This window comes from Pectobacterium nicotianae, assembly GCF_023272715.1.
GTDB lineage: Bacteria > Pseudomonadota > Gammaproteobacteria > Enterobacterales > Enterobacteriaceae > Pectobacterium > Pectobacterium brasiliense.
In genome coordinates, this window is the sequence record NZ_CP096821.1 from 474,889 (window position 1) to 492,650 (window position 17,762).

Genomic DNA, 17,762 nt, shown 5'->3' on the forward strand with positions numbered 1-17,762 from the left:
GATGGCTCACATCGAGAAACAAGCTGGCGAACTGCAGGAAAAGCTGATCGCGGTAAATCGCGTATCTAAAACCGTTAAAGGTGGTCGTATTTTCAGCTTCACCGCACTGACTGTAGTGGGTGATGGCAACGGCCGCGTTGGTTTTGGTTACGGTAAAGCTCGCGAAGTTCCAGCAGCGATCCAGAAAGCGATGGAAAAAGCCCGTCGCAATATGATGAATGTCGCGCTGAACAACGGCACCCTGCAGCACCCAGTTAAAGGTGCTCACACGGGTTCTCGTGTGTTCATGCAGCCAGCTTCCGAAGGTACCGGTATTATTGCCGGTGGTGCAATGCGCGCCGTTTTGGAAGTTGCAGGGGTTCACAACGTATTGGCTAAAGCCTATGGTTCCACTAACCCGATTAACGTGGTTCGTGCAACGATTGATGGTTTGGCAAATATGAAGTCCCCAGAAATGGTCGCTGCCAAGCGTGGTAAATCCGTTGAAGAAATTCTGGGGTAATGACCGTGGCAAAGACTATTAAAATTACTCAAACCCGTAGTGCAATCGGTCGTCTGCCGAAACATAAGGCGACACTGCTTGGCCTGGGTCTGCGTCGTATTGGTCATACAGTTGAACGTGAGGATACTCCTGCGGTTCGCGGTATGGTCAACGCGGTTTCCTACATGGTTAAAGTAGAGGAGTAACAGATGCGTTTAAATACTCTGTCTCCGGCCGAAGGTGCTAAACACGCACCGAAGCGTTTAGGTCGTGGTATCGGTTCTGGCCTGGGCAAAACCAGTGGTCGTGGTCACAAAGGTCAGAACTCTCGTTCTGGCGGTGGCGTACGTCGTGGTTTTGAAGGTGGTCAGATGCCTTTATATCGTCGTCTGCCGAAATTCGGTTTTACTTCTCGCAAAGCGATGATCACGGCAGAAGTTCGTCTGTCTGATTTAGCTAAAGTAGAAGGCGATGTGGTTGACCTGAATACGCTGAAAGCCGCTAATGTTATTGGCATTCAGATTGAGTTCGCGAAAGTGATTCTGTCTGGTGAAGTTGCTCGTCCGGTAACGATTCGTGGTCTGCGTGTCACTAAAGGTGCTCGTGCTGCTATCGAAACTGCTGGCGGTAAAATTGAGGAATAAGTAGCAGATGGCTAAGCAACCAGGATTAGATTTTCAAAGTGCTAAAGGCGGAGTTGGTGAACTGAAGCGCAGACTTTTGTTTGTTATCGGTGCGCTAATTGTTTTCCGTATTGGCTCTTTTATCCCAATTCCTGGTATTGATGCCACTGTGCTTGCCAAATTGCTTGAACAGCAGCGAGGCACCATCATTGAAATGTTTAACATGTTCTCTGGTGGTGCTCTCAGCCGTGCTTCTATCTTTGCACTGGGTATTATGCCGTATATTTCGGCGTCGATTATTATCCAGTTGCTGACGGTGGTTCATCCCGCGTTGGCTGAAATAAAGAAAGAAGGGGAAGCTGGCCGTCGTAAGATCAGCCAGTATACCCGTTACGGTACCTTGGTATTGGCTATATTCCAGTCGATCGGTATTGCCACCGGTTTGCCGAATATGCCTGGAATGCAAGACTTGGTGATAAATCCAGGTTTTGCTTTCTACTTTACCGCTGTTGTGAGCCTGGTTACTGGGACAATGTTCCTGATGTGGCTGGGAGAACAGATTACGGAACGTGGTATCGGTAACGGTATCTCGATCATAATCTTCGCTGGTATTGTTGCGGGACTACCGCCGGCCATTGGCCATACTATCGAGCAAGCTCGGCAAGGCGACCTGCACTTCCTCCTGTTGCTGTTGGTTGCAGTTTTAGTGTTTGCAGTAACCTTCTTCGTTGTTTTCGTTGAGCGTGGTCAACGTCGTATCGTCGTTAACTATGCAAAACGTCAACAGGGGCGTCGTGTTTATGCAGCACAGAGTACGCATTTACCGCTGAAAGTGAACATGGCTGGGGTTATCCCTGCAATTTTCGCCTCCAGTATTATTCTGTTCCCAGCCACGATTGCATCTTGGTTTGGGGGCGGTACCGGTTGGAACTGGCTGACAACTATTTCGCTGTATTTGCAGCCCGGACAGCCGCTTTATGTGTTACTCTATGCGTCTGCAATCATCTTCTTCTGTTTCTTCTACACTGCGTTGGTTTTCAACCCGCGCGAAACAGCAGATAACCTGAAGAAGTCCGGTGCATTCGTGCCAGGAATTCGTCCGGGAGAGCAAACGGCGAAATATATCGATAAAGTGATGACTCGCCTGACTCTGATTGGTGCGATGTATATTACTTTTATCTGCCTGATCCCGGAGTTTATGCGTGACGCAATGAAAGTACCTTTCTATTTCGGGGGTACATCTTTATTGATCGTTGTTGTCGTCATCATGGACTTTATGGCTCAAGTGCAAACTCTAATGATGTCGAGTCAATATGAGTCTGCATTGAAGAAAGCAAACCTGAAAGGCTATAACCGTTAATTAGGTGAGCTTGAGAAGTTACGGAGAGTAAAAATGAAAGTTCGTGCTTCCGTCAAGAAATTATGTCGTAACTGTAAGATTGTTAAGCGTAACGGTGTCGTTCGTGTGATCTGCAGTGCCGAGCCGAAGCATAAACAGCGTCAAGGCTGATTATCTCGCATATTTTTCTTGCAAAGTTGGATTGAGCTGGCTAGATTAGCCAGCCAATCTTTTGTATGTAGCTGCAACATTATTTGAGTATCCTGAAAACGGGCTTTTCAGAATGGTGTTGCTGTATAAAATTGTAGGAGTGCATAGTGGCCCGTATAGCAGGCATTAACATTCCTGATCATAAACATACCGTTATTGCGTTAACGTCGATTTTCGGTATCGGTAAAACCCGGTCGCAGGCTATTTGTGCTGCAACAGGGATTGCCGAAGATGTTAAGATCAGTGAGCTGTCTGAAGAGCAAATCGATAAGCTGCGTGACGAAGTTGCCAAGTTTGTTGTAGAAGGTGATCTGCGTCGTGAAGTTACCCTGAGCATCAAGCGTCTTATGGACCTTGGTACTTATCGTGGTTTGCGTCATCGTCGTGGTCTGCCGGTTCGCGGTCAGCGTACCAAGACTAACGCCCGTACCCGTAAGGGTCCGCGCAAACCGATCAAGAAATAATCGGGGTGATTGAATAATGGCAAAGGCACCTATTCGTGCACGTAAGCGTGTAAGAAAGCAAGTCTCTGACGGTGTGGCTCATATCCATGCTTCTTTCAACAACACCATCGTAACCATTACTGATCGTCAGGGTAATGCGCTGGGTTGGGCAACTGCCGGTGGTTCCGGCTTCCGTGGTTCTCGTAAATCTACGCCGTTCGCTGCTCAGGTAGCTGCAGAACGTTGCGCAGAGGCCGTGAAAGAGTACGGTATTAAGAACCTGGAAGTTATGGTTAAAGGACCTGGTCCGGGCCGTGAGTCTACTATCCGCGCATTGAACGCGGCTGGTTTCCGCATCACTAATATTACTGATGTGACTCCGATCCCTCATAACGGTTGTCGTCCGCCGAAAAAGCGCCGCGTATAACGCCGCTTTTAGGATTGTTGGAGAAAGAAAATGGCAAGATATTTGGGTCCTAAGCTCAAGCTGAGCCGTCGTGAAGGCACCGACCTGTTCCTGAAGTCTGGTGTTCGTGCGATCGATTCCAAGTGTAAAATTGAACAAGCTCCTGGCCAGCACGGTGCGCGTAAACCGCGTCTGTCTGACTATGGTGTACAGTTGCGTGAAAAGCAAAAAGTTCGCCGTATCTACGGTGTTCTGGAGCGTCAGTTCCGTAACTATTATAAAGAAGCTGCACGTCTGAAAGGCAACACAGGTGCAAACCTGCTGCAACTGCTGGAAGGTCGTCTGGATAACGTTGTTTATCGTATGGGTTTTGGTGCCACTCGTGCTGAAGCACGTCAGATGGTAAGCCACAAAGCTATCATGGTAAACGGTCGCGTTGTTAGCATCGCTTCTTATCAGGTATCCCCGAATGACGTAGTCAGCATCCGTGAGAAAGCGAAAAAGCAATCTCGCGTGAAAGCCGCTCTGGAGCTGGCTGAACAGCGTGAAAAGCCAACTTGGCTGGAAGTTGATGCTGCCAAGATGGAAGGTGTGTTCAAACGTATTCCTGAACGTACCGATCTGTCTGCGGACATTAATGAACACCTGATCGTCGAGCTTTACTCCAAGTAAAGCTTAGTACCAAAGAGAGGACACAATGCAGGGTTCTGTGACAGAGTTTCTAAAACCGCGCCTGGTTGATATCGAGCAAGTGAGTTCGACGCACGCCAAGGTGACCCTTGAGCCATTAGAGCGGGGCTTCGGCCATACTCTTGGCAACGCACTGCGCCGTATTCTGCTTTCATCCATGCCAGGTTGCGCGGTGACCGAGGTTGAGATTGATGGTGTACTGCATGAGTACAGCACCAAAGAAGGCGTACAGGAAGATATCCTGGAAATCCTGCTCAACCTGAAAGGGCTGGCGGTGAGAGTTCAAGGCAAAGATGAAGTTATTCTTACCCTGAATAAATCTGGCATTGGCCCTGTGACTGCAGCCGACATCATCCATGATGGTGATGTCGAAATCGTCAAGCCGCAGCACTTAATTTGCCACCTGACCGATGAAAACGCATCTATTAGCATGCGTATCAAAGTTCAACGTGGTCGTGGTTATGTGCCGGCATCTGCCCGTATTCATACGGAAGAAGATGAGCGCCCGATTGGTCGTCTGTTAGTTGATGCTTGCTACAGCCCTGTAGAGCGTATTGCCTACAATGTTGAAGCAGCTCGTGTAGAACAGCGTACTGACCTGGACAAGCTAGTCATCGAAATGGAAACCAATGGCACGATCGATCCTGAAGAAGCGATCCGCCGTGCGGCTACCATTCTGGCTGAACAACTTGAAGCTTTTGTTGACTTACGTGATGTTCGTCAGCCAGAAGTTAAAGAAGAGAAACCAGAATTCGATCCGATTCTGCTGCGCCCTGTTGACGATCTGGAATTGACTGTCCGCTCTGCTAACTGCCTTAAGGCAGAAGCTATCCACTACATCGGTGATCTGGTACAGCGTACCGAGGTTGAGCTGCTCAAAACGCCTAACCTTGGTAAAAAATCTCTTACTGAGATTAAAGACGTACTGGCTTCCCGTGGTCTGTCTCTGGGCATGCGCTTGGAAAACTGGCCACCGGCAAGCATTGCTGATGAGTAACCAGATCACAGGTTAAGGTTTTACTGAGAAGGATAAGGTCATGCGCCATCGTAAGAGTGGTCGTCAACTGAACCGTAACAGCAGCCATCGTCAGGCTATGTTCCGTAACATGGCTAGTTCTTTGGTTCGTCATGAAATCATCAAGACGACCCTGCCGAAAGCGAAAGAGCTGCGTCGCGTTGTTGAACCGCTGATTACTCTTGCCAAGACCGACAGCGTTGCTAATCGTCGTCTGGCATTCGCCCGTACTCGTGATAACGAGATCGTGGCAAAACTGTTTAATGAACTGGGCCCGCGTTTCGCGAGCCGTGCCGGTGGTTACACTCGTATTCTGAAGTGTGGTTTCCGTGCTGGTGACAATGCGCCGATGGCATACATCGAGCTCGTTGATCGCTCAGTTTCGCAGACAGAAGAAGTGGCTACTGCAGAGTAATCTGTAAGAGCGTAAAAAAACCGGGGAAACCCGGTTTTTTTATATCTGAAATAAGTCATGCCTTCACATAAATATACATGGTAAGCAACGACCTGTGTCTGAGTGAGCTGAAAGATACATCCCACCCGTTCTCATCTACCCATTTCGACTATATACTCTGCACGTTTTATTGATGTACATACCAACCCGAGTTCTTTAGGAGTAATGATGACCACATACCGCCATAAACGTGGGAAAATTCAGGACAACGCCATTGAGGCATTGCTACATGACCCACTGTTTCGTCAACGAATTGAAGTGAATGAAAAAGGGAAAGGAAGTTATCGTAGGAAAGAGAAGCACATGAAGAAAGGTAATTGGGAGGCCAGTGGTAAGCAATCAAATGATTATTTACCTCTGGCCTTTCTGCTTTCTGAGTAACGACACTGAGTCTAAGTAGAAACTTAATTCTTATTGTCTAGTTTGTTGTTCTTTTAGTAAGTCGCGAATTTCAGCTAAGAGCTTTTCTTCAGCGCTAGGCTTTGGTGGGGCGGCAGGCGTATCTTCCTGTTTGCGCCGCATTTTATTCATAAGTTTGATCGCTATAAAAATCGCGAAAGCGACGATGACAAAGTCGAAAATATTCTGGATGAAAGCGCCATAATTCATGACAACGGCAGGAATTTCGCCTTGTGCATCCCGGAGAATAAGGCTGAATTGTTTAAAGTCGACACCACCAATCAAAAGCCCAAGTGGCGGCATAATAATATCTGATACCAGAGAAGAGACGATTTTGCCGAAAGCTGCACCAATAATGACACCCACCGCCAAATCGACAACGTTGCCACGCATGGCAAACTCTCTGAATTCTTTGATGATGCTCATATCTGTTCTCCTGCCAAAATTTATAAATTAATTCTAACCAATAGCCGTATCTTTGCCAGATTATCGATGGGCAATAAATCTGTTCCCACGTTATAAAAAGAAGGGACTCGGTTGAAATAGACGTTCAACATCAGGCACAAATTTCTTATCGGCCAAGAACATGATGACGTGATCACCTTGTTCAATTTTGCTATTTGCGTTGGCAATGATGACGTCATCACCGCGAACGATAGCACCGATGGTCGTACCGGGTGGAAGCTTAATATCTTCGATCATTCTGCCGACAACTTTCGATGTGCCCTCATCTCCATGGGCGATGGCCTCGATTGCTTCGGCGACACCACGACGTAAAGAGGATACGCTAACAATATCCGCCTTGCGGACGTGGCTGAGTAGCGCAGAAATTGTTGCCTGCTGTGGGGATATTGCGACATCGATGACGCTGCCCTGAACCAGATCGACATAAGCCCGACGTTGGATAAGTACCATTACTTTTTTCGCGCCCATACGTTTAGCCAGCATAGCTGACATAATATTCGCTTCGTCATCGTTGGTAATGGCGATGAATACATCGATCTGCTCGATATGCTCTTCGGCGAGGAGTTCTTGATCTGAAGCATCGCCATGGAATACGACCGTATTTTGCAGAAGCTCAGCCAGTTCCACAGCTCGGTCTGCATTTCGTTCTATCAACTTGATGCTGTAGTCTTTTTCTAACCGCTGCGCTAATCCTGCACCGACGTTCCCGCCACCAACAATCATGATCCTTTTATATGGTTTTTCAAGGCGCTGCAGCTCACTCATCACCGCACGAATATGCTGTGAAGCGGCGACAAAAAACACTTCATCTCCAGCTTCGATAATAGTGGAACCCTGTGGGCGAATCGGGCGATCGTGACGAAAAATAGCCGCAACGCGGGTATCTACGTGAGGAATGTGTTCACGAAGAGAAGTCAGAGCATTACCGACCAGTGGGCCCCCATAATAGGCGTTAACTGCCGCAAGACTCACTTTGCCTTCAGCGAAGTTGACGACCTGAAGTGCTCCAGGATATTCGATCAGTTTGTAAATGTTATCGATCACTAACTGCTCTGGAGAAATTAAGTGATCGATGGGAACCGCTTCTGGTAAAAACAGCTGTTCTGATTCACGAATGTATTCAGCTGCACGAATGCGTGCAATCCGGTTTGGTGTTTTGAAAAGAGAATAAGCAATCTGGCAGGCTACCATATTCGTTTCATCTGAATTGGTAACGGCGACCAGCATATCCGCATCTTCTGCTCCCGCTTCACGTAGTACGCGTGGATGAGAGGCATAGCCTGTAACGACACGCAGGTCAAACTTATCCTGAAGCTGGCGTAACCGATTTGCATCAGTATCAACGACAGTGATGTCATTGTTTTCACCCGCTAAATTTTCCGCCAGTGTTCCGCCGACCTGACCCGCGCCAAGAATGATAATTTTCATAATAAGCCATGCCGTTTATTGATTGCTGTCTGTTGCAGACAATACTGGGTTCAATATCAGTTTTTTACCAGCTTCGCATAAAAGAAACCATCACCACCATCGGCATGGGGAAGCATCTGTATACCCGGTATTTCTCTGGTTCCTGTATCGACAAGCGTTGCATCGGTATGGCGAGTCAGGAAATCAGCAACTTGTTGGGTATTTTCTTGCGGCAGAATAGAACAGGTAGCATAGACCATCGTGCCGCCTGTTTTGAGATGTGGCCAGATGGCATCAAGAATTTCTTTTTGCAATGCCACTAATTCCTCGATGTCTCTATCTCGGCGCAACCACTTAATATCAGGATGACGGCGAATCACACCCGTGGCCGAGCATGGGGCATCCAACAGAATGCGATCAAACACACGTCCTTCGCACCATGAATCGGGATAACGTCCATCACCTTGTTTTACTTCGGCATGCATTTGTAGCCGCAGTAAATTTTCTTTTACCCGACCTAAACGGGTTTCATCTACATCGACAGCGAGCACATGAGATTTTGGTGCCGCTTCTAAAATATGTGTCGTTTTTCCGCCGGGTGCAGCGCAGAGATCGAGGATCTGTTCGCCATCTTGTGGATCGAGCCAATAGACGCAACCTTGAGCCGATGCATCCTGTACCGTTGCCCACCCTTGCGAAAATCCTGGCAATTGATCGACCGCACAGGGGGCAGCAAGTCGTATCGCATCGCTGTATTCAGCATGAGGAAATGCCTCGATTCCCTCTTGCTCTAACAAGTTTAAATACGCTTCACGTGTGTGGTGTAATCGATTCACACGTAGCCACATTGGGGGGCGTTGATTATTCGCCTCAACGATGTTTTGCCAATGATGTGGATAAGCACGTTCAATGCGCGCCAGCAGCCAGCTTGGATGCAGGTAATGAGATGAGTGAGTTGCCTCACGTTGAATCAGTTCTTCCTGCTGACGCTGAAATTGGCGTAATACGCCATTAATCAGTCCCTTGAGCTGTGGCCGCTTTAATGCGACGGCACCTTCTACTGTTTCTGCCAGGGCCGCATGTGGCGGGATTCGAGTGTAGTGCAACTGGTAGATGCCGACCATGATGAGGTAGTGCAGCGTGCGTTGTTTACCCGTAAGAGGTTTAGCCATCAGTTGTTGAATACACCATTCCAACTGCGGTAAAACGCGTAATACGCCGAAGCAAAGCTCTTGCAAAAGTGCGCGATCTTTATCGGAGACTTCACGCTGATAGACAGGTAATAAGGCACTGAGTGATTGCCCCTGATCCAGAACCTGCCCCACCACTTTTGCGGCAATACTGCGTAGATTGTATGAGCTTTTCATGTGTTAGCGATGACGTATACGTAAAAGAGAGAGGATATACCGGCATGGTGCCGGTATGAAAAATAGATTAGTCCAGTGTATTACCGGGAACGAACCACTCACGACGTGAGTTAAGCAGATCCTGTGCGGCCATGACTTTTTTGCCTGCGGGCTGCAATTCCTGAATATTCAAGATGCCATCGGCTGCTGCTACCTGAATGCCTTGCTTGTCTGCCTGTATGATTGTACCGGGCTGTGAGTCATGTGCTTTGGCGATGACCTCAGCTTTCCAAACTTTCACTGGCTGTTCATCGACGATGAAATAGCTGACTGGCCAAGGATTAAAAGCACGAATACAGCGTTCAAGCTGCTCGGCAGATAACTGCCAGTTGAGACGAGCTTCTTCTTTGCTGAGCTTTTCTGCATAGGTGGCAAGGGCATCATTTTGTGTTTCAGCAACAGCGCTGCCATCAGCAAGTTGTTCCAGCGTTTCCAATAAGCCACGTGGGCCCAGCTCAGCAAGTTTATCGTACAACGTTGCGCTGGTATCCTGGGGCAGGATTGGGCACGAAATTTTGTGCAGCATTGCGCCAGTATCGAGTCCAACATCCATTTGCATGATCGTCACGCCGGTTTCACTATCCCCAGCCCACAATGCACGTTGAATGGGTGCTGCGCCGCGCCAGAGAGGCAACAAAGAACCGTGAACATTAATGCAGCCAAGGCGAGGCATGGATAACACGGGCTGCGGCAGAATTAATCCGTAGGCGACAACGACCATAACATCGGCATTTAACGCCTGAACCATCGCTTGATTTTCTTCCGGCCGCAGAGATTTAGGCTGGAAAACGGGGATGCTATGCTGCTCTGCCAGTACTTTTACCGGACTGGGAGTGAGCTTGTTGCCCCTGCCTGCTGGACGATCGGGCTGGGTGAAAACGCCAACGACTTCATGGCCCGATGATAAAAGCGCGTCGAGGTGACGCGCGGCAAAGTCAGGGGTTCCGGCAAAGATTATGCGTAAAGAATCAGACACGGTGCTTCCTGTCAGGATGAAAATTATCGGGCTCGACTATTCTGCTTAGCCAGTTTTTCCAGTTTTTGACGAATGCGCTGGCGTTTAAGCGGGGAAAGGTAATCGATAAACAGTTTCCCAACCAGATGGTCCATTTCGTGCTGAATACAAATGGCGAGTAGCTCGCTTGCTTCAAGTTCGAACGGCTTACCTTCACGATCCAATGCGCGCACTTTCACATGCTCTGCACGAGGAACCAGCGCACGCGTTTCAGGGATCGACAGACAACCCTCTTCGATGCCCGTATCGCCGCTCTTTTCAATCAGCTCGGGATTGATCAGCACCAGTCGTTGGTCTCGTTCTTCAGAGACGTCAATAACAATAATACGCTGATGAATATCCACCTGTGTCGCAGCCAGCCCAATACCTTCTTCTTCGTACATGGTATCGAACATATCATCCACGATACGTTGAATATCTGCATTGACTTCTTTTACTGGCTGCGCAGTGATGCGGAGCCGCTCGTCTGGAAAATGTAATACCTGCAAAACTGCCATATATGTTTAGATCTGTATCTGAATAGTGAGAGAGTCTTAGTCCTCATTCTAGACATTTCCTGCCCCGATTGACAGCATCGGCACTGAATTGCAGCACTTATCTGAACAGAGCTGAGTAAGGGACACCGATGCGATCAACGGAAATCTGGTTACGTATGACGGGCGTACGGCATCTGGGTGCCAGACGTGCTTGGGCGATTGTCAGAAAGCTTATTGACTTAAACTCGTTCGATAACGAGCTCCTGAGGGCGTTAGGCCTGTCTGATACCCAAATAGCCCAATTCTGTGCCTACGATCGTAAGACTCTGGAAGAAACCCTTAATTGGTTGTCTTATCCCAATCATCATATCGTGACGTGCGAAGATGCCTTATATCCTTTTCTATTGAGCAATATTCGTGATTTTCCGCTTCTACTCTTTGTTTCTGGCTCTCCTGAGTTACTGACATCGCCACAAATATCGATTATTGGTAGCCGGGGGAGTAGTGCTTACGGTGAACGCTGGGGATGCTTTTTCGCCCAGGAGCTTGCCGCGAATGAACTCACGGTAACAAGTGGGCTAGCGATTGGCATTGATGGTATTGCTCATCGCGCTGCTTTGGATGCGGGAGGGCGAACCATTGCAGTGCTGGGAAGCGGGTTGAAAAATATTTATCCCAAGCGGCACGCTAAGCTTGCCGAACGTATCTGTGGCGGTGGTGGCGCGTTGGTCTCTGAATTTCCCCTCGCGATGCCGCCTTTTCCAACCAACTTTCCCAGAAGAAATCGTATTATCAGCGGGTTAGGACTGGGTGTTCTGGTCATTGAAGCCACTATCCGCAGTGGGTCGCTGGTCACTGCGCGTTATGCTTTGGAGCAAGGGCGAGAGGTTTTTGCTCTGCCGGGACCGATTGGCAACCCGATGACTGAGGGAACACACTGGTTGATCCAGCAAGGAGCCAGCCTGGTTACACATCCGAAAGATATTCTTGAGCAGTTGGTGAGTGAGTTACAGTGGCTGCCGATGGAAAGCGGGCAAACTATTTCTAACGAAGAAGAGGATGGCGAATTGCCATTTGCCGACGTGTTGGCTAACGTAGGAGATGAGGTTACACCTGTTGACGTTGTCGCTGAACGTGCCGGCCAACCTGTGCCAGAGATAGTCACTAAGCTATTAGATCTGGAGTTAGCAGGATGGATCGCAGCAGTACCCGGCGGCTATGTCCGATTAAGGAGGGCAGGCCATGTTCGACGTACTCATGTACTTGTTTGAGAGCTACATCCACAATGAAACTGAAATGCGTGTCGATCAGGATACGTTAACTGATGACCTCACCCGCGCTGGATTCCATCGTAACGATATCTATAGCGCGTTGAGTTGGCTGGAAAAACTGGCGGATATTCAGGAAGGGCAGACTGCGCCGCTTTATTTAGCGAACGATCCTCTGGCTATACGGATCTATACGCAGGATGAGGCGCAGCGTCTTGATGCGGAATGTCGTGGCTTTTTATTGTTCCTTGAGCAAATTCAGGTTCTGAACCTTGAAACGCGGGAAATGATCATTGAACGCGTCATGGCGTTGGAAACACCGGAATTTGATCTGGAAGATCTGAAGTGGGTCATTCTCATGGTGCTTTTCAATGTACCTGGTTGTGAGAATGCCTATCAGCAAATGGAAGAATTACTCTTTGAGGTCAATGACGGTTATGTGCAATAGCCAGAGGAATAATAGTTCGAATGGCTAAGCCTGCACTGTTTGCTGAAAAAAAACAGGAAATGTGTCCAGACTGTGGGTCAGTGCTGGTTATCCGTTCTGGTCGGCACGGCCCATTTCTTGGCTGTTCTGCGTATCCGGAATGTGAGTTCATTCGCCCGCTGAAAGCACAAGCTGATGGACATATCGTCAAAGTGTTAGATGGGCAGCAATGTCCGCTTTGTCAGTCGACCTTGGTCTTACGGCAAGGTCGTTATGGGATGTTTATCGGCTGTGGCAATTACCCTGAATGCCATCATACCGAGACTATCGATCGCCCTGATGATACGGCGATTCGATGTCCACAGTGTAATGAAGGCACGCTGTTACAGCGTAAATCTCGCTACGGCAAGGCGTTTCATTCTTGCGATCGCTATCCCGATTGCCAGTTTACGTTAAACCATAAGCCGATAGCGGGTGAATGCCCTTCTTGCCATTACGCTTTATTGTTTGAGAAAAAAACGGCACAAGGTATCAAGCTATTTTGTGCCAGTAAATTATGTGGAAAACCGATAGCGGTAGAAGTTGATAAGAATGAGTGATGTGTCTGATGAACGAATGATTCCCGTTTTGCGGGAGTTACACAACGAGCAGGTTATTGCATACCCGACTGAAGCGGTATTTGGGTTGGGATGCGATCCTGATAGTGAAGTGGCGGTTAATCGCCTGCTGGCGTTAAAACAACGCCCTTGGCAAAAAGGGTTGATCCTGATTGCGGCAGATTTTAGCCAACTGGCTCCTTATATTGATGACAGTGCGTTATCCGATGAGCAGAAGGCCGTGATGTTTTCCACATGGCCAGGTCCGGTTACTTGGGTATTGCCAGCAAAACGCACGACTCCGCAGTGGTTAACGGGCCAATTTTCTTCACTTGCGGTGCGCGTTAGCGACCACCCATTAGTCAAGGAACTGTGCCAGCGCTACGGTAAACCGTTGGTATCGACCAGTGCCAATTTAAGTGGTCAACCGCCTTGCCGCACGGCTCAGGAAGTTTCTCTACAGTTTGGTGATGATTTTCCTGTGCTGGTTGGGGATGTCGGCGGAAGAATGAACCCATCAGAAATCAGGGATGTATTAACAGGCGAGCTTATTCGTCAGGGGTAACGACAAGTTGGAGAGGAACGTGTCTGAAGTAACGTCTTTTGCGGTTTTTGGCAACCCGATTGCGCATAGTAAATCACCTCGCATACATGAGCTATTTGCTGCACAGACGGGGATAACGTTGACGTACCAGCGCGTGTTGGCGCCTCTGGATAATTTTGAGCAGATGCTGCGCCAGCATTTTCGTGATGGTGCTGGTGGGGCGAATGTGACAGCGCCCTTTAAAGAGCGTGCCTTTGCTGAGGCCGATGAGTGTAGCGAGTGTGCCGCGCTTGCGGGGGCGGTCAATACATTGAAGAGATTGAGTGACGGCCGCCTGTTTGGTGATAATACCGATGGCATCGGTTTGCTTAGCGATCTGCAACGATTGGCGCTGGTGAAGCCGTTGGATCGTGTTTTGCTGGTTGGTGCGGGTGGTGCGGCACGGGGGGTTATCCAACCTCTTCTGGCTTATGGCTGTACAGTGGTGCTGACAAATAGAACCTTTTCCAAGGCCGATGCCTTAGCTAAGATCTTCCGTGGCATTGGTGATATTAACGCTGTTGCTCTCGATGATTTACAAGGTCAGTCGTTCGATCTGATCATCAACGCCACATCTTCTGGTATGTACGACAGCGTTCCTAACTTACCGACAGAACTCATCTCGCCGGAAACGTGCTGTTATGACATGTTTTACCTGCCGCAGCTGACACCATTTTTGTCATGGTGCGTACAGCATGGTGCCCTCCATTATGCAGATGGTTTGGGAATGCTGGTGGGGCAAGCGGCACATGCGTTTAAACTTTGGCATGGCGTCATGCCGGATGTGGAGCCCGTGATTGCTTTACTAAAGCAGGATCTTGCTAAATGAATCAGGCGATCCAGTTTCCCGATCGTGAAAGCTGGGATGATAAGGTAATGGCGATCCGCTTTCCTGTTTTAGTGAATGGTTTTCTGCAGGAATGTTTAGTGAGTGCTGAGCTGCTCCAGCAACGTTATGGCGGTGATAGCCCTGAACGGTGGCTGGCACTGTTCAGGGAATATCGATGGGATCTTGAAGATGAACTGGAACAAATGATCGCTGTTGAAGAATGGGATGATGAAGGTTGTTACTCGTTGTCCTGAGCAAGGTATTCATCTTTCCAGCGAACATAGTTGTTTGCCGAGTAAATCAACCCTTCTATTTCTTCTTGTGTGAGTGGCCGAATTTTTTTGACTGGGCTGCCGAGGTATAGATGTCCCTTCTCTAGCCGTTTTCCTGGGGGGACTAAGCTACCAGCACCAATCATGACATCATCTTCAACAATTGCTCCATCCAGAAGTATTGATCCCATCCCGACCAGAACCCGATTTCCTATTTGGCAACCGTGCAGCATCGCTTTATGACCTACCGTGACGTCTTCACCAATAATAAGCGGATTACCTTCTGGTTTTTTCTCTGAGCAATGGGTGACATGAAGTACAGAACCGTCCTGAACATTACTCCTTGCACCAACAGTAATGTAGTTAACATCACCGCGTATGGCGACAAGGGGCCAGATGCCGACATCATCGCCTAGTGTTACCTTGCCAATCACCACACTGGAATGATCGACCATGACCCTTTCGCCTAGAACGGGAGAAATACCGTTATAACGACGGAATGTTTTTGCACTCATCGATAACCTCGTAGTTATTTAGCATATGTAGTTATTTGCCACATACTGATGATTCGTTTTAGACAAAATATCGACAGATATGGGATGTCGGCAACTGAAAAGTGGTGTGGATCGAGTAAGATCTCATCGAAAGGGTCGAAAAACACGCGAACAGAAAAAAAGATCAAGAAAGTTGTTGTGTAACGAAAACGGATCCCTATAATGCGCCTCCATCGACACGGCGCTGTGAACACACAACCGGGTCGATAAAGAAAGAGAAAACACTTTAAAATAAGCGTTGACTCTGAAGGTGAAAAGCGTAATATACGCCACCTCGCGAAGTGGTTAAGACCACAACGCACTGCTCTTTAACAATTTAATCAGACAATCTGTGTGGGCACTCACAAGACCGTATCTTAACGATATAAAAAAGTCTTGAAGAGTGAACAACAGTAAATTCATTACGAATAAACAGTTTTAATTCTTTGAGCATCGCTGACGAGTTCAGCAAATCAAACAAATCTTAAATTGAAGAGTTTGATCATGGCTCAGATTGAACGCTGGCGGCAGGCCTAACACATGCAAGTCGAGCGGTAGCACAGAAGAGCTTGCTCTTTGGGTGACGAGCGGCGGACGGGTGAGTAATGTCTGGGAAACTGCCTGATGGAGGGGGATAACTACTGGAAACGGTAGCTAATACCGCATAACCTCGCAAGAGCAAAGAGGGGGACCTTCGGGCCTCTCGCCATCAGATGTGCCCAGATGGGATTAGCTAGTAGGTGAGGTAATGGCTCACCTAGGCGACGATCCCTAGCTGGTCTGAGAGGATGACCAGCCACACTGGAACTGAGACACGGTCCAGACTCCTACGGGAGGCAGCAGTGGGGAATATTGCACAATGGGCGCAAGCCTGATGCAGCCATGCCGCGTGTGTGAAGAAGGCCTTCGGGTTGTAAAGCACTTTCAGCGGGGAGGAAGGCGGTAAGGTTAATAACCTTATCGATTGACGTTACCCGCAGAAGAAGCACCGGCTAACTCCGTGCCAGCAGCCGCGGTAATACGGAGGGTGCAAGCGTTAATCGGAATGACTGGGCGTAAAGCGCACGCAGGCGGTCTGTTAAGTTGGATGTGAAATCCCCGGGCTTAACCTGGGAACTGCATTCAAAACTGACAGGCTAGAGTCTTGTAGAGGGGGGTAGAATTCCAGGTGTAGCGGTGAAATGCGTAGAGATCTGGAGGAATACCGGTGGCGAAGGCGGCCCCCTGGACAAAGACTGACGCTCAGGTGCGAAAGCGTGGGGAGCAAACAGGATTAGATACCCTGGTAGTCCACGCTGTAAACGATGTCGATTTGGAGGTTGTGCCCTTGAGGCGTGGCTTCCGGAGCTAACGCGTTAAATCGACCGCCTGGGGAGTACGGCCGCAAGGTTAAAACTCAAATGAATTGACGGGGGCCCGCACAAGCGGTGGAGCATGTGGTTTAATTCGATGCAACGCGAAGAACCTTACCTACTCTTGACATCCAGAGAACTTAGCAGAGATGCTTTGGTGCCTTCGGGAACTCTGAGACAGGTGCTGCATGGCTGTCGTCAGCTCGTGTTGTGAAATGTTGGGTTAAGTCCCGCAACGAGCGCAACCCTTATCCTTTGTTGCCAGCGATTCGGTCGGGAACTCAAAGGAGACTGCCGGTGATAAACCGGAGGAAGGTGGGGATGACGTCAAGTCATCATGGCCCTTACGAGTAGGGCTACACACGTGCTACAATGGCGTATACAAAGAGAAGCGACCTCGCGAGAGCAAGCGGACCTCATAAAGTACGTCGTAGTCCGGATTGGAGTCTGCAACTCGACTCCATGAAGTCGGAATCGCTAGTAATCGTAGATCAGAATGCTACGGTGAATACGTTCCCGGGCCTTGTACACACCGCCCGTCACACCATGGGAGTGGGTTGCAAAAGAAGTAGGTAGCTTAACCTTCGGGAGGGCGCTTACCACTTTGTGATTCATGACTGGGGTGAAGTCGTAACAAGGTAACCGTAGGGGAACCTGCGGTTGGATCACCTCCTTACCAAGAAGATGTGCGTTGAGTGAAGTGCTCACACAGATTGTCTGATGAAAATACTGAGCAAGCGCACCTGTTGATGTCATGAGTGTAGACTCATGCTGACGCGAGCGTGCCGGGTTTATGACCTGGTGCGGATTTTTCGTGTCCCCATCGTCTAGAGGCCTAGGACACTGCCCTTTCACGGCTGTAACAGGGGTTCGAATCCCCTTGGGGACGCCAATCCGATAATGAGTGAAAGACATTATCACGAATATCTTAAAGATGATTCTTCGGAGTCATGTTTACGATATTGCTCTTTAACAATCTGGAACAAGCTGAAAATTGAAACATGACAGCTGAACATGCATGACGGCCTTCGGGCGTGTCGTGGTGAATCAGTCTGTCAATGAGTCTCTCAAAT

General features: G+C 48.8%; 23 protein-coding genes, 1 tRNA gene and 1 rRNA gene. 19 read left to right on the top strand and 6 right to left on the bottom strand.

The window, feature by feature from the left end; translation table 11 throughout:
• Nucleotide 1: 1 nt before the first annotated feature.
• The 11 genes from rpsE to MYB54_RS02155 all read left to right on the top strand — a co-directional run bounded on the left by rpsE (nt 2) and on the right by MYB54_RS02155 (nt 6,042).
• A complete protein-coding gene (gene rpsE, locus MYB54_RS02105; protein WP_005970257.1) occupies nt 2-502 on the top strand; it encodes a 30S ribosomal protein S5 in 501 nt (166 codons plus the stop codon).
• 5 nt (nt 503-507) lie between these two features.
• The gene (gene rpmD, locus MYB54_RS02110; RefSeq protein WP_004846568.1) at nt 508-687 is read left to right on the top strand and encodes a 50S ribosomal protein L30; all 180 of its coding nucleotides are present in this window, start codon (nt 508-510) and stop codon (nt 685-687) included.
• 3 nt (nt 688-690) lie between these two features.
• The gene (gene rplO / locus MYB54_RS02115) at nt 691-1,125 is read left to right on the top strand and encodes a 50S ribosomal protein L15 (RefSeq protein WP_010286086.1); all 435 of its coding nucleotides are present in this window, start codon (nt 691-693) and stop codon (nt 1,123-1,125) included.
• A 7-nt stretch (nt 1,126-1,132) separates the two neighbouring features.
• Nucleotides 1,133-2,464, top strand: coding sequence for a preprotein translocase subunit SecY (gene secY / locus MYB54_RS02120; protein ID WP_010286083.1), 1,332 nt, complete (start codon nt 1,133-1,135; stop codon nt 2,462-2,464).
• A 33-nt stretch (nt 2,465-2,497) separates the two neighbouring features.
• Nucleotides 2,498-2,614 (top strand): 50S ribosomal protein L36, encoded by a 117-nt coding sequence (gene rpmJ / locus MYB54_RS02125; protein WP_002227352.1) that lies wholly within the window; start codon nt 2,498-2,500, stop codon nt 2,612-2,614.
• Between the two features lie 146 nt (nt 2,615-2,760).
• On the top strand, nt 2,761-3,117 hold the full coding sequence (rpsM, locus tag MYB54_RS02130; protein WP_010286058.1) for a 30S ribosomal protein S13: 357 nt from the start codon (nt 2,761-2,763) through the stop codon (nt 3,115-3,117).
• Nucleotides 3,118-3,133: 16 nt separating this feature from the next.
• Nucleotides 3,134-3,523 (top strand): 30S ribosomal protein S11, encoded by a 390-nt coding sequence (gene rpsK / locus MYB54_RS02135; RefSeq protein WP_002919257.1) that lies wholly within the window; start codon nt 3,134-3,136, stop codon nt 3,521-3,523.
• Between the two features lie 30 nt (nt 3,524-3,553).
• Nucleotides 3,554-4,174 carry a 30S ribosomal protein S4 gene (rpsD, locus tag MYB54_RS02140; RefSeq protein WP_010286047.1) on the top strand — a complete coding sequence of 207 codons (621 nt, stop codon included), beginning with the start codon at nt 3,554-3,556 and terminating at the stop codon, nt 4,172-4,174.
• A gap of 25 nt (nt 4,175-4,199) precedes the next feature.
• Nucleotides 4,200-5,189, top strand: coding sequence for a DNA-directed RNA polymerase subunit alpha (locus MYB54_RS02145; protein ID WP_005970247.1), 990 nt, complete (start codon nt 4,200-4,202; stop codon nt 5,187-5,189).
• Between the two features lie 40 nt (nt 5,190-5,229).
• Nucleotides 5,230-5,622 carry a 50S ribosomal protein L17 gene (gene rplQ / locus MYB54_RS02150; protein WP_005970246.1) on the top strand — a complete coding sequence of 131 codons (393 nt, stop codon included), beginning with the start codon at nt 5,230-5,232 and terminating at the stop codon, nt 5,620-5,622.
• Nucleotides 5,623-5,829: 207 nt separating this feature from the next.
• Complete coding sequence (locus MYB54_RS02155; RefSeq protein ID WP_014916811.1) at nt 5,830-6,042, top strand: alternative ribosome-rescue factor A; 213 nt, start codon at nt 5,830-5,832, stop codon at nt 6,040-6,042.
• Between the two features lie 30 nt (nt 6,043-6,072).
• Here MYB54_RS02155 and mscL read toward each other — a convergent pair whose 3' ends face one another.
• The 5 genes from mscL to def form a co-directional block, all read right to left on the bottom strand.
• The gene (gene mscL, locus MYB54_RS02160) at nt 6,073-6,486 is read right to left on the bottom strand and encodes a large-conductance mechanosensitive channel protein MscL (RefSeq protein ID WP_014916810.1); all 414 of its coding nucleotides are present in this window, start codon (nt 6,484-6,486) and stop codon (nt 6,073-6,075) included.
• A 90-nt stretch (nt 6,487-6,576) separates the two neighbouring features.
• The gene (gene trkA, locus MYB54_RS02165) at nt 6,577-7,953 is read right to left on the bottom strand and encodes a Trk system potassium transporter TrkA (protein WP_010304922.1); all 1,377 of its coding nucleotides are present in this window, start codon (nt 7,951-7,953) and stop codon (nt 6,577-6,579) included.
• Between the two features lie 56 nt (nt 7,954-8,009).
• Entirely contained in the window at nt 8,010-9,299 is a 1,290-nt protein-coding gene (gene rsmB, locus MYB54_RS02170; protein ID WP_039510439.1) for a 16S rRNA (cytosine(967)-C(5))-methyltransferase RsmB, read from the bottom strand.
• 67 nt (nt 9,300-9,366) lie between these two features.
• Complete coding sequence (gene fmt, locus MYB54_RS02175; protein WP_248721451.1) at nt 9,367-10,314, bottom strand: methionyl-tRNA formyltransferase; 948 nt, start codon at nt 10,312-10,314, stop codon at nt 9,367-9,369.
• Between the two features lie 23 nt (nt 10,315-10,337).
• Complete coding sequence (gene def, locus MYB54_RS02180) at nt 10,338-10,850, bottom strand: peptide deformylase (protein ID WP_010287013.1); 513 nt, start codon at nt 10,848-10,850, stop codon at nt 10,338-10,340.
• 128 nt (nt 10,851-10,978) lie between these two features.
• Here def and dprA point away from each other — a divergent pair, with 128 nt between their 5' ends.
• Genes dprA through MYB54_RS02210 form a run of 6 tightly spaced genes read left to right on the top strand, consistent with a single transcriptional unit; the run spans nt 10,979 to nt 14,786 of the window.
• Nucleotides 10,979-12,100, top strand: a complete 1,122-nt coding sequence (gene dprA / locus MYB54_RS02185) for a DNA-protecting protein DprA (protein WP_248721452.1) — start codon at nt 10,979-10,981, stop codon at nt 12,098-12,100.
• Nucleotides 12,072-12,545 carry a DUF494 family protein gene (locus MYB54_RS02190; protein WP_010287009.1) on the top strand — a complete coding sequence of 158 codons (474 nt, stop codon included), beginning with the start codon at nt 12,072-12,074 and terminating at the stop codon, nt 12,543-12,545. Before dprA ends, MYB54_RS02190 begins: the two co-directional genes overlap by 29 nt.
• Nucleotides 12,546-12,565: 20 nt before the next feature.
• Nucleotides 12,566-13,123: a DNA topoisomerase family protein gene (locus tag MYB54_RS02195; RefSeq protein WP_119872316.1), complete on the top strand. Its 558-nt coding sequence runs from the start codon at nt 12,566-12,568 to the stop codon at nt 13,121-13,123.
• A complete protein-coding gene (tsaC, locus tag MYB54_RS02200) occupies nt 13,116-13,685 on the top strand; it encodes an L-threonylcarbamoyladenylate synthase type 1 TsaC (RefSeq protein WP_119872315.1) in 570 nt (189 codons plus the stop codon). Before MYB54_RS02195 ends, tsaC begins: the two co-directional genes overlap by 8 nt.
• A 19-nt stretch (nt 13,686-13,704) precedes the next feature.
• Complete coding sequence (gene aroE / locus MYB54_RS02205; RefSeq protein ID WP_039510430.1) at nt 13,705-14,532, top strand: shikimate dehydrogenase; 828 nt, start codon at nt 13,705-13,707, stop codon at nt 14,530-14,532.
• Nucleotides 14,529-14,786, top strand: a complete 258-nt coding sequence (locus MYB54_RS02210) for a DUF1488 family protein (protein ID WP_039503811.1) — start codon at nt 14,529-14,531, stop codon at nt 14,784-14,786. Before aroE ends, MYB54_RS02210 begins: the two co-directional genes overlap by 4 nt.
• Here MYB54_RS02210 and MYB54_RS02215 read toward each other — a convergent pair.
• Nucleotides 14,771-15,319 (bottom strand): gamma carbonic anhydrase family protein, encoded by a 549-nt coding sequence (locus MYB54_RS02215; RefSeq protein ID WP_039277415.1) that lies wholly within the window; start codon nt 15,317-15,319, stop codon nt 14,771-14,773. The genes MYB54_RS02210 and MYB54_RS02215 overlap by 16 nt on opposite strands.
• Nucleotides 15,320-15,823: 504 nt before the next feature.
• Here MYB54_RS02215 and MYB54_RS02220 point away from each other — a divergent pair.
• Nucleotides 15,824-17,365: ribosomal RNA gene (locus tag MYB54_RS02220) — 16S ribosomal RNA — on the top strand.
• Between the two features lie 140 nt (nt 17,366-17,505).
• Nucleotides 17,506-17,581 (top strand) — tRNA-Glu (locus MYB54_RS02225).
• The last annotated feature ends 181 nt before the right edge of the window (nt 17,582-17,762 follow it).